This is a genomic window from Bradyrhizobium ganzhouense (assembly GCF_049949285.1).
Taxonomy (GTDB): domain Bacteria; phylum Pseudomonadota; class Alphaproteobacteria; order Rhizobiales; family Xanthobacteraceae; genus Bradyrhizobium; species Bradyrhizobium ganzhouense.
Map to the genome: position 1 here is coordinate 1284204 of NZ_CP181318.1, position 15819 is coordinate 1300022.

Annotated in this window: 14 protein-coding genes; 6 read left to right on the forward strand and 8 right to left on the reverse strand. The window is 63.7% G+C overall.

Translation table 11 applies throughout. From position 1 onward, the window contains the following. The first annotated feature begins 4 nt into the window (after positions 1–4). From ACLFLU_RS06015 to ACLFLU_RS06025, 3 genes are all read left to right on the forward strand, one after another. Positions 5–697, forward strand: coding sequence for an amino acid ABC transporter permease (locus tag ACLFLU_RS06015; protein ID WP_426411401.1), 693 nt, complete (start codon positions 5–7; stop codon positions 695–697). A 12-nt stretch (positions 698–709) separates the two neighbouring features. Then, on the forward strand, positions 710–1441 hold the full coding sequence (locus tag ACLFLU_RS06020) for an amino acid ABC transporter ATP-binding protein (RefSeq protein ID WP_128954047.1): 732 nt from the start codon (positions 710–712) through the stop codon (positions 1439–1441). A gap of 203 nt (positions 1442–1644) precedes the next feature. After that, a complete protein-coding gene (locus tag ACLFLU_RS06025; RefSeq protein ID WP_354032893.1) occupies positions 1645–2505 on the forward strand; it encodes a D-amino-acid transaminase in 861 nt (286 codons plus the stop codon). Between the two features lie 247 nt (positions 2506–2752). Here the strand turns inward: ACLFLU_RS06025 and ACLFLU_RS06030 are convergent, their stop codons facing one another. The 3 genes from ACLFLU_RS06030 to ACLFLU_RS06040 form a co-directional block, all read right to left on the reverse strand. Continuing rightward, positions 2753–3214, reverse strand: a complete 462-nt coding sequence (locus ACLFLU_RS06030; RefSeq protein WP_426411402.1) for a carboxymuconolactone decarboxylase family protein — start codon at positions 3212–3214, stop codon at positions 2753–2755. A 28-nt stretch (positions 3215–3242) separates the two neighbouring features. Next, entirely contained in the window at positions 3243–4862 is a 1620-nt protein-coding gene (locus ACLFLU_RS06035) for an MDR family MFS transporter (protein WP_426411403.1), read from the reverse strand. A gap of 119 nt (positions 4863–4981) precedes the next feature. After that, positions 4982–6133: an HlyD family secretion protein gene (locus ACLFLU_RS06040; protein ID WP_426411404.1), complete on the reverse strand. Its 1152-nt coding sequence runs from the start codon at positions 6131–6133 to the stop codon at positions 4982–4984. Between the two features lie 139 nt (positions 6134–6272). On the opposite strand from ACLFLU_RS06040, the gene ACLFLU_RS06045 reads away from it, so the two are divergent. Continuing rightward, complete coding sequence (locus tag ACLFLU_RS06045) at positions 6273–7184, forward strand: LysR substrate-binding domain-containing protein (RefSeq protein ID WP_426411405.1); 912 nt, start codon at positions 6273–6275, stop codon at positions 7182–7184. 183 nt (positions 7185–7367) lie between these two features. On the opposite strand, the gene iaaH is transcribed toward ACLFLU_RS06045, so the two are convergent. Together iaaH and ACLFLU_RS06055 are read right to left on the reverse strand one after the other, a co-directional pair. Next, positions 7368–8792, reverse strand: a complete 1425-nt coding sequence (iaaH, locus tag ACLFLU_RS06050) for an indoleacetamide hydrolase (protein WP_426411406.1) — start codon at positions 8790–8792, stop codon at positions 7368–7370. Between the two features lie 75 nt (positions 8793–8867). Further along, the gene (locus ACLFLU_RS06055) at positions 8868–12317 is read right to left on the reverse strand and encodes an indolepyruvate ferredoxin oxidoreductase family protein (RefSeq protein ID WP_426411407.1); all 3450 of its coding nucleotides are present in this window, start codon (positions 12315–12317) and stop codon (positions 8868–8870) included. A gap of 153 nt (positions 12318–12470) precedes the next feature. Between ACLFLU_RS06055 and ACLFLU_RS06060 the strand changes: the two genes are divergently transcribed. After that, positions 12471–12926: an Lrp/AsnC family transcriptional regulator gene (locus tag ACLFLU_RS06060; RefSeq protein ID WP_426411408.1), complete on the forward strand. Its 456-nt coding sequence runs from the start codon at positions 12471–12473 to the stop codon at positions 12924–12926. A gap of 128 nt (positions 12927–13054) precedes the next feature. Here the strand turns inward: ACLFLU_RS06060 and ACLFLU_RS06065 are convergent, their stop codons facing one another. After that, entirely contained in the window at positions 13055–13495 is a 441-nt protein-coding gene (locus tag ACLFLU_RS06065) for a hypothetical protein (RefSeq protein WP_426411409.1), read from the reverse strand. Between the two features lie 115 nt (positions 13496–13610). Beyond that, positions 13611–14012 carry a hypothetical protein gene (locus ACLFLU_RS06070; RefSeq protein WP_426411410.1) on the reverse strand — a complete coding sequence of 134 codons (402 nt, stop codon included), beginning with the start codon at positions 14010–14012 and terminating at the stop codon, positions 13611–13613. 88 nt (positions 14013–14100) lie between these two features. Between ACLFLU_RS06070 and ACLFLU_RS06075 the strand changes: the two genes are divergently transcribed. Then, complete coding sequence (locus ACLFLU_RS06075; RefSeq protein WP_426411411.1) at positions 14101–15018, forward strand: LysR family transcriptional regulator; 918 nt, start codon at positions 14101–14103, stop codon at positions 15016–15018. Between the two features lie 11 nt (positions 15019–15029). On the opposite strand, the gene ACLFLU_RS06080 is transcribed toward ACLFLU_RS06075, so the two are convergent. Continuing rightward, positions 15030–15815 (reverse strand): fumarylacetoacetate hydrolase family protein, encoded by a 786-nt coding sequence (locus tag ACLFLU_RS06080; protein ID WP_426411412.1) that lies wholly within the window; start codon positions 15813–15815, stop codon positions 15030–15032. Positions 15816–15819: the final 4 nt, after the last annotated feature.

Genomic DNA, 15819 nt, shown 5'->3' on the forward strand with positions numbered 1-15819 from the left:
CGCCATGTTCAGTAATTTTGATTTCGGCGTCATCATCCGCGCGCTGCCCTATCTGTTCTATGAGGGCATGACGTTCACGCTGATGCTGACGGGGCTCGCAGCACTTGGCGGCCTCGTCTTCGGCACCGCGATCGCGCTGATGCGGCTGTCCGGCTACAAGACGCTCGGCCGCATCGCCGGCGTCTATGTCGACTTCATGCGCTCGCTACCGCTGGTGCTGGTGATCTTCTGGTTCTATTTCCTGGTGCCCTATATCGGACAATGGCTGACCGGCGCCTCTCGGCCGATCAGCGTTGGCGCGTTCGCCTCCTCGCTCATCACCTTCATCATGTTCGAGGCGGCCTACTTCTCCGAGATCATGCGCGCCGGCATCCAGTCGATCTCGCGGGGGCAGCCGGCCGCCGCCAACGCGCTCGGCCTGACCTACGCACAGACCATGCGCTACGTCGTGCTGCCGCAGGCGTTCCGCAACATGCTGCCGGTGCTGATCACGCAGACCATCGTGCTGTTCCAGGACACCTCGCTGGTCTACGTGCTGTCGATCACCGATTTCCTCGGTGCGGCCAGCAAGGTCGCGCAGCGCGACGGCCGTCTGGTCGAGATGTACCTGTTTGCCGCTGTTGTCTACTTCACCATTTCCTGTATCGCGTCCTTTGGCGTGCGCCGTCTCCAGGCGCGCATCGCCATCATCCGCTAGAGCAAGTCGGTCATGATCGAAATCAGCCACGTCAACAAATGGTACAGCCCGACCTTCCAGGTGCTGACCGACTGCACCACCAGCGTCACCAAGGGCGAGGTCGTCGTGGTCTGCGGACCCTCGGGTTCAGGCAAGTCGACGCTGATCAAATGCGTCAACGCGCTGGAGCCGTTCCAGAGCGGCGACATCAGTGTCGACGGCACCAAGGTCAACGATCCCAAGACCAATCTGCCGAAACTGCGCTCGCGCGTCGGCATGGTGTTCCAGCACTTCGAGCTGTTCCCGCATCTGAAAATCATCGACAATCTCTGCCTCGCCCAGCAGAAAGTGCTGGGCCGGTCGTCCGACAAGGCCGTGACGAAGGGTATGACGCTGCTGGAGCGCGTCGGCTTGAAGGAACAGGCGCAGAAGTTTCCGGCACAGCTTTCCGGTGGCCAGCAGCAGCGTGTCGCGATCGCGCGCGCGCTCGCGATGGATCCGATCGTGATGCTGTTCGACGAGCCGACCTCGGCGCTCGACCCCGAGATGGTGAGCGAGGTGCTCGACGTCATGGTCGACCTCGCCCATGAGGGCATGACCATGATGGTCGTGACCCACGAAATGGGCTTTGCCCGCAAGGTCGCCAACCGCGTGATCTTCATGGACCGCGGCGAGATCGTCGAGGACGCCCCGAAGGACGATTTCTTCGGCAAGCCTCGGAGCGATCGCGCACAGAAGTTCTTGTCGAAGATTTTGTCGCATTAGCTCCTCTGTCATTCCGGGACGCGCCTCTTGGCGCGGGCCCGGAATCCATAACCACCATCGGGAGTATGGATCCTCAGATGCGCAATTGCGCATCATAGCTCGCGCTACGCGCGCCCCGGGATGACGAAGCGCAGGGGTTTATCGGGCCCGGCAAATCCCCTATACCGGTCGATAAATCCCCTTTTCCTGCCAGGAGACCAGCCTTGGATTCGACCGCCTACGTCAACGGCTCATTCGTCCCGCTCTCGGACGCGAAGATCTCGGTGCTCGACCGCGGCTTCCTGTTTGCCGACGGTATCTACGAGGTTTCGGCCGTGCTCGACGGCAAACTGGTCGACAATGCCTCGCATCTGGCGCGGCTGGAGCGTTCGGTCGGTGAGATCAGCTTGAGGCTGCCAGAGACGGTCGAGCGTATCACCGAGATCCAGAAGGAGCTGATCGCCCGCAACAAGGTGGTGAACGGCCTGGTCTATCTCCAGGTCACGCGCGGCGCCGACAAGGGCCGCGACTTCGCTTTCCCCAAGGGCGACGTCAAGTCGAGCCTGGTGATGTTCACCTCGGAGAAGGACATCATCAACGCGGCGTCGGCCAAGACCGGCATCAACGTGATCACGGTGCCTGACATCCGCTGGGAACGGCGCGATATCAAGAGCGTGGCGCTGCTGGCGCAGGTGTTGGCGAAGCAGGCGGCTGCCGAAGCCGGTGCCGGCGAGGCCTGGATGCTCCAAGACGGTTACGTCACCGAAGGTGGCTCGTCGTCGGCGTTCATTCTCACCAAGGACGACGTCATCGTCACCCGCAAGAACTCCAACGCGATCCTGCCGGGCTGCACCCGCAAGGCCGTGGTCGCGCTCGCCGAAGAGCGTCAGCTCCGCGTCGAGGAGCGTTCCTTCACTGTCGAAGAGGCGCTTGCCGCTAAGGAGGCCTTTGCGACGTCGGCGTCTCTGTTCGTGCAGCCGGTGGTCGCGATCGACGGAAAGAAGGTCGGCGACGGCAAGCCCGGCCCGCTCGCCGCGCGGCTGCGCGAGATCTATGTGGAATTCGCCAAGGCGACGGCGGTTTAGGCAGCTTTGCGAGACGGACGGATTTTTCGTCTGGCCAACGTATTGCCTTGCCCCTCACCCGGATCGCTGCGCGATCCGACCTCTCCCCGCTGAAGGGCGGGGAGAGGTTAAGGGCGTCCCGATGGACTTTTAATTGGGATTCCTGCGGTGATGGACGCGCCGCTCTCTCACCCCCTCGCCCCGTTCTTACGGGGAGAGGGTGGGGTGAGGGGCTGCCGCCGCGGAGGAATTGGCCGTTGTAGTCAACTCACGCCACCGACGCCTTAACCTTCACCGGATGAACCGCGCGGAACGCGATCGCCAGTCTGTTCCAGGCGTTGATCGCACCGATCAGCATGGTGAGGTTCACCGTCTCCGCGTCGGAGAACTGCGCGCGGACCTCGGCGTAGGCGTCGTCGGGTGCGCGCGTTTCCGCGATCAGCGTTACCGACTCGGTCCAGGCCAGCGCGGCGCGCTCGCGGTCGGTGTAGAGCGGGGATTCGCGCCAGGCGTTGAGCAGGTAGATGCGCTGCTCGGTCTCGCCGCGCTTGCGGGCGTCCTCGGTGTGCATGTTGATGCAGAAGGCGCAGCCGTTGATCTGCGAGGCCCGGATCTTGACTAGCTCGATCAGCGACTTTTCCAGGCCGGTCGACTGGATCTGCTCTTCCAGCGCCATCAGCGCCTTCATGGTGTCAGGGGCGGCGTGGTAGAAATTCATGCGGGGTTTCATTCTCGTTCTCCTTTTGCTGGGTGAGAGGTCAGTGGGCTCCCCCGGCCGAGACATGGCCGGGCTTCTTCAGGAAGAGGGATGCGATGAAGGCTATGATCAGCGCCACGCCGAGCAGATAGAAGGTGTCGCTGAAAGCGAAGATGTAAGCCTGCTTCTGCACGACATGGCCGATCGCGACATAGGCGCGATGCGCGGCATCGGCTCGGTCGAGCACGCCGTGATTGATGAAATACTGGGTGAGCTGCTCCAGCCGCGTGCGGGTCGCCTGCTCGAACACCGAGACGGACTGCATCAGCACGTTGGAGTGATACTGCTCGCGCTTGGTCAGCACGGTCTGCAGCAGTGCGATGCCGACGGCGCCGCCGAGATTGCGCATCATGTTGAACAGGCCGGAGGCCGAGCCGGCATTCTCTGCCTCGATACCGGCAGTTGCCACGGCCGATAGCGGCGCCATCACCAGCGCCTGGCCGATGGCGCGAACGACGTTGGGCCACAACAGCTGGTCGGCGGCGTAGTCGTTGGTCATATCGATGTTCATGAAGTTGGAGCCTGCGAACAGGATGAAGCCGATGCCGATGATGATCCGCGCATCGAATTTCTGCATCAGGCGCGGAACCAGCGGAATCAGCAGCAGTTGCGGCAATCCGGTCCAGGCCAGCACCATGCCGATCTGCTCGGAATTGTAGCCCTGGATGCGCGACAGATATTGCGGCAGGATGAACACCGAACCGTAGAGCGCGACGCCGAGCAGGAAGTTGGCGAGCATGCCGAAACCGAAATTGCGGCGGATCAGCAGGCGCAGGTTCAACAGCGGCTTCTTCACCGTGAGCTCGATGATCAGGAACGCGGCCAGCGCGACGGCCGCGATCACGCTGAGCTTGACGATGAAGGGCGAACCGAACCAGTCGTCCTTGTTACCTTCCTCCAGCACGGTCTGCAGCGCGGAGAGGCCGATCGCCATGGTGATGATGCCGGCCCAGTCGCCTTCCGCGAGCAGCGACAGCTTCATCGGCTTGGCGTCGAGCGCATACCAGAGCATGCCGACCATGATCGCGCCGGGTGCGAGGTTGACATAGAAGATGTACTGCCAGCCGAAGTTCTCGGTGAGATAGCCGCCGATGGTCGGGCCGATCGCAGGCGCAAACGTCGCCGACAGCGCGAACAGCGCAAGGCCCACCGGCTGCTTGGCACGCGGCAGCAGCGTGATGATCAGCGTGAATGCCATCGGGATCAGCACGCCGCCGGTGAAGCCCTGCACCGCGCGCAGCACGATCATCTGCGGCAGGTCCTGCGCCAGTGCGCAGGCCGCAGAGAGAAGAAGGAACAGGACCGCGTTGGTGAGCAGATAGATCCGGATCGAGAACACCTGGGCGAGCCAGCCGGAGAGCGGGATCACCACGATCTCGGCGATCAGATAGGACGTCGAGATCCAGCCGCCGTCGTCGATGCCGGCGCCGATCGCGCCCTGGATGTCGGCGAGCGAGGCGTTGACGATCTGGATGTTCAGCACCGCCATGAAGGCGCCGAGCGTGGCACCGATCACGGCGATCCAGGTCTTGGCCGAGACCGCGGGTGCTGCGGGTGCCGCAGCCGGAGCGGGGAGATCGGCGGCGGAAGCGGCGTTGAGGGTCGGTTGGAGCGTGCTCATGGAAGCCTCGTCCCGGTTGCGGAGACAGGATGCGTTAGACGGATGATTTCGATAATCGGGTAAGTCCGGGAAGGATCATCCGGCAGGATTTGATAATCCCGCCGAGATCCGCGGTGGCGTCAGCCGCCGTTCGGGTGCGGCGCGTTGTCGGCGACGCGCTTCGCCGTCTCGCGCTCGGCGACCACGGTTGCCTTGGTGTCGACCGTCGGCACCGCCGACATGCCGGGCCGCAGCAGGCCGGTCAGGCTGTGATCGTCGAGCACGATCTTCACCGGCACGCGCTGCACGATCTTAGTGAAATTGCCGGTGGCGTTGTCCGGCGGCAGCAGCGCGAATTCGAGTCCGCTTGCCGGTGACAGGCTGTCGACATGGCCGTGAAGCGTCTGCTTGCGAAAGCTGTCGACGACCAGCTCGACCGGCTGGCCCGCGCGCACATGGGTGAGCTGCGTCTCCTTGAAATTCGCAACGACATAGACAGCATCGAGCGGCACCACCGCCATCAATTGCGTGCCGGCCTGCACGTATTGGCCGACGCGCAAGCTCCGGGCGCCGACCGTGCCGTCAACCGGCGCGGTGATCTCGGTGTAGGACAGGTTCAGCTCAGCCTGATCCGCGACCGCGCGGGCGTGATCGAGCTGCGCCGTAGCCTGGGCACGCTGGGTGGTCAGCACGTCGACCTTGCGCTGCGCGGCGACCAGGCCCGACTTGGCGTGCTGCAGTTGCGCGTTGCTGGCGCGCAGCGCCGCATCGGTCTGCTGCGCGCGCTGGATCGTGCCGGAGCCCGACTTCATGAGGTCGTCGTAGCGGGCGCGCTCCTCATGCGCGAATTTCAGATTGGCGTCGGCAGCAGTCACGTCGGCGGTGCTCTGCTCGATGATCGGCTGTTGCAGTTCGAGTTGGGCATCGAGGTTGCGGACCGAGGCTTGGGCCGCCGCGACGTCGGCGCGAGCCTGGCCGAGCGCCGCCTTGAAGTCGCGGTCGTCGATCTTCGCCAGGATCTGGCCGGCTTTGACCTTCTCATTGTCGCCGACCAGCACCTGGGCGATGTAGCCCGACACCTTCGGGGCGATGATGGTGGAATCGGCCTTCACATAGGCGTCATCGGTCGATTCCAGGTAGCGGCCGGTCGTCAGGTAATTGTAGCCAAAGTCGCCGGCCACAGCGACGCCGAGAGCCAGCGCCAGCCCGAGGGCCGCCCGCTTGATCGCCTGCCGGGACGGCTTCAGGCTGATTTTATCAGTAGTTTCAGTAGTATAAGTCGCGTTCGACATGGCATCCTCCGGATTCCCAGACGTCCCGTTCCGGAGGGGAGCGCTGTTCACACCAGCAAGATGCGCTGTCCCGGCGCTTGTGATAATCCGCCAAAAAGCAAAATCATTGTCCACCGAGACTGTATAATCCGAGGCGCCCATGGACCGGCTGACCAGCCTGACCGCTTTCGTCCGGGTCGTTGAGACCGGCGGGTTCTCCGCCGCCGCCCGCAAGCTCAACATGTCCACGACCATGGTGAGCAACCACATCCAGGCGCTGGAGGAGCGGCTTGGCGCGCGGCTGCTCAATCGCACCACCCGCAAGGTCAGCGTCACCGAAATCGGCAAGGCCTATTACGATCGCTGCATCCAGATCCTCTCCGACATCGAGCAGGCTGACGACATCGCAGGCGCCTTGCAGTCGGCGCCGCGGGGCACGCTGCGCGTCCACACGGCAACCCATATGGTGCCGCTCGTAGCCCCGGTGATCGCCAAGCTGCTCGCAACCTATCCCGAGGTTAAAGTCGATTTGCGCATGGGCGAGGCCGACGTCGACCTGATCGAGGAAGGCTATGATGTCGCTCTGCGCATGATACCACCGCCGGATTCAAGCCTGATCGTCCGCAGCCTTGCGACGTGGCGTCACGTGCTGTGCTGTTCGCACGGCTATCTCGAAAAGCATGGGCGCGTGCACAAGCTTGAAGAACTCACGGAGCGCAATTGCGGTCGTCACCTCAATTATCCCTTTGGAGACGAGTGGCGCTTCCTCGATCGCAAGGGAATGCCAGCCTCGGTTCGCATCTCCGGCAGCTTCGTCACCAACAGCGGCGGAGCGTTGCGGGAGGTCGCGCTACAAGGCGCGGCCATCTGCCTGATGGCCGGGTTTCTGATCAGCGACGATCTTGAAGCCGGTCGTCTCGTGCGCCTGTTGCCCGAATACCGGACGATAGAGCTGTCCATGAACGCGGTCTATCCGCACCGCCATCATCTCTCGGCGAAGGTGCGGATCTTCATCGACATGCTCGTGCATCACAGCGCCGAGCAGCAGAAGCTGATCAATCCGTATTCGTGAGGCCCAGGCATGAGTGCCGTAGGGTGGTAAGGCGCGTTAGCGCCGTGCCTACCATCTCTCCGTCATTGCGAGCGCAGCGAAGCAATCCAGAATCCCTCCGCAGGAAGGCTCTGGATTGCTTCGTCGCAAGCGCTCCTCGCAATGACGAGGAGGCGTGGTCCGGGGCAAGCGATTACGATCTCATCAGCGTGGCGGCGGCAATCGACCAAACATGGCGTCAAGCGCCATGCCGATCGCAAGCAGCCGCTCATCGCTGCCTGCCGGGCCATCCAGTTCAAGCCCAATCGGCAGTTTGCTGGTAGCGCCCAGGGCAATCGGAATCTGAATTCCGGGAATGCCGGCATTGCTGCCGGGGTCGGTGTTCTGGATGAACAGGCCGAAATTGTCGAGGCTGCTGGACTCCGGATCGGAGGCGATCGCAACCCGCGGCGTAGTCGGGAAGGCGATGGCGTCGAGCTTGTCGCTCGCAAAAGTCTGCTGGTAGAGCGCCTGAAGCGCCGGCCTCGCGACATTGATGGCTTCGTCGTAAAGCGGCTTTGCATCGACCAAGCTGCCGTCGGGCGCCGGCAATTTGCGCGGCAGCACCAGCCCCTCATAGGTGCCCTTGACGTCGGGGCTCGCGATCTGGGTGACCATCGCCTCGATGGTTAGGCCTGTGCCGGTATGCTTGAGATAGGCGACCATGTCGTCATAGGCTTCGTAGAGCGCGACGGGAAATCCGACCTGGCCGTTGAGCTGTGCCAGTTCCGGCATCTCGATATCGATCACGGTCACGCCTTGGGCCTTCAGCCGGTCGAGCGCGGCGTGGAACGCGGCTTCGGTGTCACCGTCGAGATTCGTCAGCATGCTCTTCACGAGGCCGAGACGCACTTGCCCGAGATCGGCCGGTTCGATCGTATCGCCGCCAGCGATGATGCGGTCGAGCAGCGCGACATCCGCCATGGTGGCGGCCATCGGCCCTGCGGTGTCGCGGGTATGCGAGATCGGCGCGATGCCGGCTTGTGGATAGCGGCCGACGGTCGGCCGCAGCGAGGCACAACCGTTCAGCGCGCCGGGCACGCGCACCGATCCGCCGGTGTCGGTGCCGAGCCCGCCCGCCACGATCCGCGCGCCGATTGCGGCGCCGGTTCCGGAAGAGGAGCCACCCGCGATCAGCGCGCGGTCATAGGCGTTGCGGACGCCGTATTCGGCGCCGATCTTGAACGCGGTGTTGTAACCGGAGATGCCGAAAGCAAGCTCGTGCATGTTGGTCTTGCCGATGATGACGGCGCCCGCGGCGCGCAACTTCGCCACGACCGGCGCGTCGGCGCTTGGAATGAAGCTCTTCAGCCCCGGCGTTCCAGCGGTGCAGGGCAGCCCGGCGACCTCGATGTTGTCCTTGATCACGATGGGAACGCCACCGAGCGGCCTGTTCCCGGCGCCCGCGCCCTGCGTGTCGAACGCGACGGCGGCCTTAAGGGCACCTTCCTCATCCAGGGTGACGAAGGCGTTCAAATCGGCGTTGGCCTTGGCACGGGTAAGCGCCTCGGAGGTGAGCGCGTGGCTCGTGATTTTCCCGGCGGCGAGTTCGGCCGCAGCCTGGGTCAGGGTCAACTCGTCGAGATCCATGATGCGCTACCCGATTGCAGGGCTCCATGAGGGAGCCTCTTCAATCTCCGAGGCTGAAGCCTTGATGGCGTCGCGTCAACCGGTGGCGCGCATCTTTGCCGATGAAGATTTGGCCAGAGCGGCGAGCAGCCGCTCGACCTCGGGCTTCACCTTCGTGATCGCAGCCTCTTTCACGGGGCCGTAGCCGCGGATTTCCATCGGGGCTTTGGCGATGGCGACGAGATCGGGCAGATCGGCCGTTTCGAGCCGGTCCATAATTTGCGCGATGACGCCTTCATACCAGCCGATCAGCTCTCGCTCAGTGCGCCGCTCGGTTGTGTAGCCGAACGGATCGAACCGCGTCCCGCGCAATCCCTTCAGCCGCGCCAGCATGGCGAGTGGCATCTGGAGCCACTGACCGAAAGCGCGCTTGCGCGGGCGGCCGCGTGCGTCGTGCTTGGATGGCAGGAACGGCGGGGCGAGATGATACTTCACGCTGAAACCGTCCTCGAACTCGCGCTTCAACTCGTCGAGAAAGCCGGTCTGCATGTGCAGGCGCGCGACCTCGTACTCATCCTTGTAGGTCATCAGCTTGAAGAGGGCGCGGGCGACGGCCTCGGTGAGGGCCTCGCTGTTGAGGGCGGCTTCGGCAGCACGAACTTGTGCGACGAGTGCGCGATAGCGCGCTGCGTAAGCCCCATCCTGATAGGCGGTCAGGAAATCGGCGCGCCGGGCGATGAGCTGGTCGAGCGTCTCGGCAATTGGCGTCTCGTTCGCCTTCGGCAGAAACTCCGGATCGGCAGCGGCGATCCGGCCCCAGGCAAAAGCCTGCTTGTTGCGTTCGACCGCGACGCCGTTGAGCTCGATCGCGCGCAGCAGCGCCGATAGCGAAACCGGCACCAATCCACGCTGCCAGGCAAAGCCCAGCATGATGATGTTGGCATAGACGGCGTCGCCGAGCAGCCGCTCGGCCAGGGCATTGGCGTTGATGCTGTCGAGATTGTCGCTGCCGATGACCTGCCGGATCGCCCGTAGGCGGGCAGGGGAAGCGAGATCGGCGTCGCGGAAGCGGACAACATCGCCGGTCGGCATCTCCGCGGTGTTGATGGCAGCGCGCGTGCCACGGCGATAGGTGCCGGACGCCTTCGGCGAGGAGCTGACGACGAGGTCGCAGCCGATCAGCGCATCGGCCGCGCCCTGATCGATGCGGACCTGGTGCAGCGCCTCGGGACTTGAGGCAAGGCGGATGTAGCTCAGCACCGGGCCAAACTTCTGCGCAAAGCCGGTAAAGTCGAGGACCGACACGCCGTGGCGTTCCAGATGCGCGGCCATCCCGATCAGCGCGCCGACCGTGATGACGCCGGTGCCGCCTACACCGGTGATGAGCAGATCGTAGGGTCGGTCGAGCGTTGAGGGGGCGGGGAGGGGAAGCGTGGCCGCGCGACCGATTGCATCGATCTGGCTCGCGCTCTTCTTCCGGCGCGTCGCGCCTTCGACGGTGACAAAGCTTGGGCAAAAGCCGTTGAGGCAGGAGAAATCCTTGTTGCAGGCCGACAGGTTGATCTGCCGCTTGCGGCCGAAGGGTGTCTCCTTCGGCTCGACGCTAAGGCAATTGGACTCGACCGAGCAGTCGCCGCAGCCCTCGCAGACGAGATCGTTGATATAGGCAAAGCGCTTGGGATCGGCCATCTGTCCGCGCTTGCGCCGGCGCCGCTTCTCCGTAGCGCAGGTTTGCTGGTAGACCAGCACCGAAACGCCGGAGATGGCGCGCAGCTCGCGCTGCACGGCGTCCATCTCCTCGCGCGCGTGAATGGTGACGCCGCTGGGCAGGTCCGCGGGTGAAAACTGCGCGGGATCGTCCGACACCAGCGCGATACGGGCTACGCCTTCGGCGCGGACGCTGTGCGCGATGGCATGCACGCTGACCGGGCCGTCGACCGGCTGGCCGCCGGTCATGGCGACGGCGTCGTTGAACAGGATCTTGTAGGTGATGTTGGTCTTGGCCGCGACCGCCTGCCGGATCGCCATCGAGCCGGAATGGTAGTAGGTGCCTTCGCCGAGATTCTGGAACACGTGCTTGTGGCCGGTGAATCGTGACGACGCGGCCCAGTTCACGCCTTCGCCGCCCATCTGAATCAGCGACGAGGTCTCGCGGTCCATCCAGCTCGCCATGAAATGGCAGCCGATGCCGGCCAGCGCCTTCGACCCCTCGGGCACTTTTGTCGAAATGTTGTGCGGACATCCGGAGCAGAAATAGGGCGTGCGCGTCGCGCCCGACACGTTGATCGTGCGCTCGGCCTCCGGCAGCAGCGCGGCGGCGCGCGCGGCGAGATTGAGCCCCGGAAACATCGGATCGAGCCGGCGGGCGAGCACGGAAGCCAACGCGCGCGGCGACAATTCGCCGATCCACGAGATCAGCCGCGCCCCTCGCTCGTCGTGCTTGCCGACCATGCGCTCGGGTTTTGCGCCGGGATAGTCGTAGAAATATTCCTTGAACTGGCTCTCGATGATGCCGCGCTTCTCCTCGACCACGAGGATCTCGCGCTTGCCTTTCACGAAGTCCATCGCGTCATGCAGCGCCAGCGGCCAGACCATGCCGACCTTGTAGATGTCGATGCCGATGTTGCGGCAGGCGGCTTCATCGAGACCCATCAGCCGCAGCGCTTCCATCAAATCGAGATGCGCCTTGCCCGTGGTGACGATGCCGTAGGTGGCGTTTGGAATGTCGTAGATATGGCGATCGATCGGATTGGCTTTGGCGAAGGCGTAGACCGCGTGCTTTTTCGCTTCCAGCCGTTCTTCGATCTGCGGGCCCGGCAGATCGGGCCAGCGATAGTGCAGTCCGCCCGGCGGCGGGGTGAAGTCGGGCGTGCGGAACAGGCGCGGTGGGCGCAGCGCGACGGATGCGCCTGATTCGACGATCTCTGAGATCGCCTTGAAGCCGACCCACATGCCGGAGAAGCGGCTCAGCGCGTAGCCGTACTCGCCGAATTCGAGATACTCGCTGACGCTTGCGGGATGCAGCGTCGGCATGAACCAGCTCATGAAGGCGACGTCGGATTGGTGCGGCATCGACGACGAGACGCAGCCATGGTCGTCACCGGCGACCACCAGCACGCCGCCATGCGGCGACGAGCCGTAGGCGTTGCCGTGCTTGAGCGCATCGCCGGAGCGATCGACACCGGGGCCCTTGCCGTACCAGAGCCCGAACACGCCATCGACCTCGCGGTCGGCTTGCGTCTCGACCTGCTGCGAGCCGAGCACGGCGGTTGCCGCGAGGTCCTCATTTACGGCGGGGAGGAATTCGATGCGGTCCAGCTTCAATCGCTGCTGGATGCGCCACAGCTCGAGATCGATGCCGCCGAGCGGGGAGCCGCGATAGCCGGAGATGAAGCCGGCGGTGTTGAGCCCCGCGTCGCGGTCGCGCCTGATCTGGTCGAGCGCGATGCGGACGATAGCCTGCGTGCCCGTGAGGAAGACGCGGCCGTCCTCACGCTCGTAGCGGTCGGAGAGTTCGTAGGTGTCGAGTGACGGAATGGCGTCCATGGCGGACCTCGCGCGGCATCCTGCCGAATAGGCGAAGGTTAGGCCCGGGGCGCTGGTAGGTCTTACCTATTTATCCCGATTGGCGTACAAATACGGTAGAGTTTTGCATATACATCATAAATTTGGTAGATTTAGTCGATTTGAGGGTCGTCGATGATTGAAGACCAGGACACGCGGATTCTCGCCCATCTCCAGAAGGACGGCCGCGCTACTAACCAGCAGCTGGCTGACGAGGTCGGCATGTCGACCTCGGCCTGCTGGCGCCGGGTGCGTGCGCTCGAGGACAGCGGCGTCATCTGCGGCTATGCGGCGCTGGTTGCGCGCGAGCAGGCGGGCTTTGCCATGTCCGCCATCCTCCACGTTTCGCTGGAGCGGCACGACGCCAAATTCGTCGACGAGTTCGTGTCCCGCGTCACCACGCGCCGTGAGGTGCTGGAGTGTTTTGCGACGACGGGCGATGCGGATTATCATCTGCGCGTCGTCGTGCAGGATATGGCGGCCTACAACCGCTTCCTCGATGAGTTCATGTTCCGCATCCCCGGCATCCGCTACGTCCGCAGCAATGTGGTGCTGAAGGAGATCAAGACCAGCGTGGCGCTGCCGTTTTAAGACACGGGAGGTCTCGTAGGGTGGACAAAGCGACTTGTCCGCCGCAGCTCGAAGAGCGAAGGCGGAAGCGTGCCCACCATCTTTAGCCGTGGAAGATGGCGGGCACGGAGCGTTGCGCCTTTGCTCTGTCAAATTGTCTTCTCTTGCGATCCCGTTCTCAAGAGGAGCATGAAGACAAGCACGTGGCTGACCAGCAGCAGAGGCACATAGAGGGCCGGGATATAAATGCCGGCGCCAAACAGGCCGGGGTTCTGTATCCTTGTCGCGCCGACGTAGTACGCATTCAAGAGATCGAGCGTACCCCACACGTTGAAGATCCAGACCATCGGCACGGCGATCGACCATCGCCAGGATAAAGCTGCCATTGATGTGAGCGCGAGCGTGGCAGCGATGAGATCTCCCCACCCGACTTCGCTGGCGAAATCCGGGCTCAACTCCGCAGACACGAAACCGGAAACCATGAAATTCATTCCCAGGAAGCGGAACGCATGGAACGCCGCGAGAAGTCGTAGCGCGTCATGGCGCGGCATCGCGCGAATGAATGGCCAGACATAGAGGGACGCGACCACCGCGCTTGTCAGCAAGGCGCCGGCGACGCTGAGAACGAATGGAAGGTTGAAGCCTGGGGGCACGTTCGGATGTCCTTCGCGTGAGGTTCGAGGCAATTTGGTCGTGGGCGAGCGCTCAGGGCTTGGTCACGAGCAGGCGCAGCGGCATCAGCGGGCCGATCGCGATGTATTCGTGGTCGATGAGCTCTTGTTTGGCGAGCGGCAGGGCATCCATGGTGGCGTGCGCTTCGGCGACGTCCCTGGCATCGAGCAGGAAGACCGCGCCGCGCCCATCGGACCGCGAGTACCATTCGCGGATTTTCCCATTGAGATAGAGCTGCACCGTTTGCCTGACCTCATCGGGCATGACGGCCATCACCTGTTCGCGTGTGATGCCCGCTTTCACAGTCAGGATGACCAACACGCCCGTGGTCGCGGGTGACGGCGCTTGTGTCTGGGCAAGGGATGGATCGGTCATGGCGATGACTCCTGTCAGCGTGAGGGTGAGCGCCAGGGCGGCATTGCGGATTGCCTTCATCGGTTTCGCTGCTCCTGTGCGGGTCACTTGCAATCTGGATGTAGACCGGCTTCCCGTGAGCGACTATTCGCGATAATGTTGACGGGCTATGAAGCAGAACTTCACAGTCAGGCAGGGGGCGCTCGACGGCGTTGAGGCCTTCCTGAGTGTCGCCCAGCACCGCAGTTTTCGCCGGGCTGCCACCGAGCTCGGAGTCACGCCATCTGCCATCAGTCAGGCGGTGCGGGCGCTCGAGGCGCGCGTGGGCGCGGCGCTCTTCATTCGCACGACCCGCAGCGTTGGTCTGACCGAGGCCGGCGAGCGCTTTTTCGCGCGTGCACGACCGGCCTTCGAAGAACTTGTCGCTGCAAGCGGGGCAGCGCGTGAGCTCGGACAACGGCCGGCAGGGCTGCTGCGTCTCACCGTGCCGCGCTCGGTCGTGCCGATCCTGCTTGAGCCGCTGATCGCCTCGTTCTGCCAGGCGTATCCGGAGATCGAGGTGGAGCTTGCTGCCAGCGAAGAAATGGTCGACCTTGCGGCCGGTGGTTTCGATGCCGGCATCAGGATGGGCCAGTTCATCGCGCCCGACATGATCGCGGTGCGGCTGACCAAGCCGCTGCCGCTCATTATCATTGGTAGTCCCGACTACCTCGCACGCGCCGGCCGGCCCGAGCGTCCGGATGATCTGCGCACACACGCCTGTCTCAGGATGCGACGATCAAACGGCGCGCTCGCATCGTGGTCGCTCGACGACGGTGGCCGTTCTATCGAAATCGCGGTGTCAGGACCTTTCATCGCCTATGATTTCCCGACGATGCTCGGTGCTGCGATCGAAGGTGTGGGCCTTGCGCAAGTGCCCTCACCGTTGGCGAGCGGAGCCATTGCTGCGGGAAAGCTTGTCCGTGTGCTGGAGAAATTCTCGCCGATGACCCCGGGTGTGTTCCTGTATTATCCGGGCCATCGGCAGATCATGCCGAAGCTGCGTGCCTTCATCGACCATGTGAAGAGCCGCTCGGCGGCGGGCTGATCCGGCAGTGTCTACTGCCCCTCCCGCACAAACCTGTTCCGCAACGTCCCGACACCGGTGATCTCGATCTCCACGACGTCGCCATGCTTGATGTCAGGCGAAGCGCCGTCGGTGCCCATCCAGATCACGTCGCCCGGCCACAGCGTAAAATATTTCGTCAACTCGACCAGGAACGGCACCACGCCAAAGATCATGTCGCGGGTAGCGAAGCGGTTGGTCTCCCTGCCGTTGACGCGGACGATCGTTTCCATCGTCGCAAGATCGGCCTCGGTCTCGATCCACGGTCCCATCGGCTTGAACGTGTCGGCGTTCTTCGAGCGCCACAGGCTGCGGTCGGCCTTCTGCCAGGAGCGCTCGCTGACGTCGTTGCCGATGGTGTAGCCGAACACGCAATCCATCGCGTTCTCGGCCGTGAGGTGCTTCACCTTTTTGCCGACGACCACGGCGAGCTCGCCCTCGTAGTGGATCTTCTCCGTCGCGAACGACGGGATCACGACATCCTCGTCATGCGCGATCAGCGCGTTTTGCGCGCGATAGCCGATCTCGGGTCTTTCGGGCACGGCCGGCATCTCGCCGCGCTTGTCGGCGGCTTCCTTGAGATGCTTCAGGTAGTTCAGGCCGACGCAGTAGAACGTGCGCGGGATGAATGGCAGCTCTATCTTTACCTGCGACAGCGGATGCGTGCGCGAGGTACGCGTCCATTCGCCAAAGGGATCGCCGTCGACCGCGATCGCCCTGTCGCCTTCGACCAGACCCCAGGAGGTTTTTCCGGAGGCGGTGAATTTCAGCCAGCGCATGTTC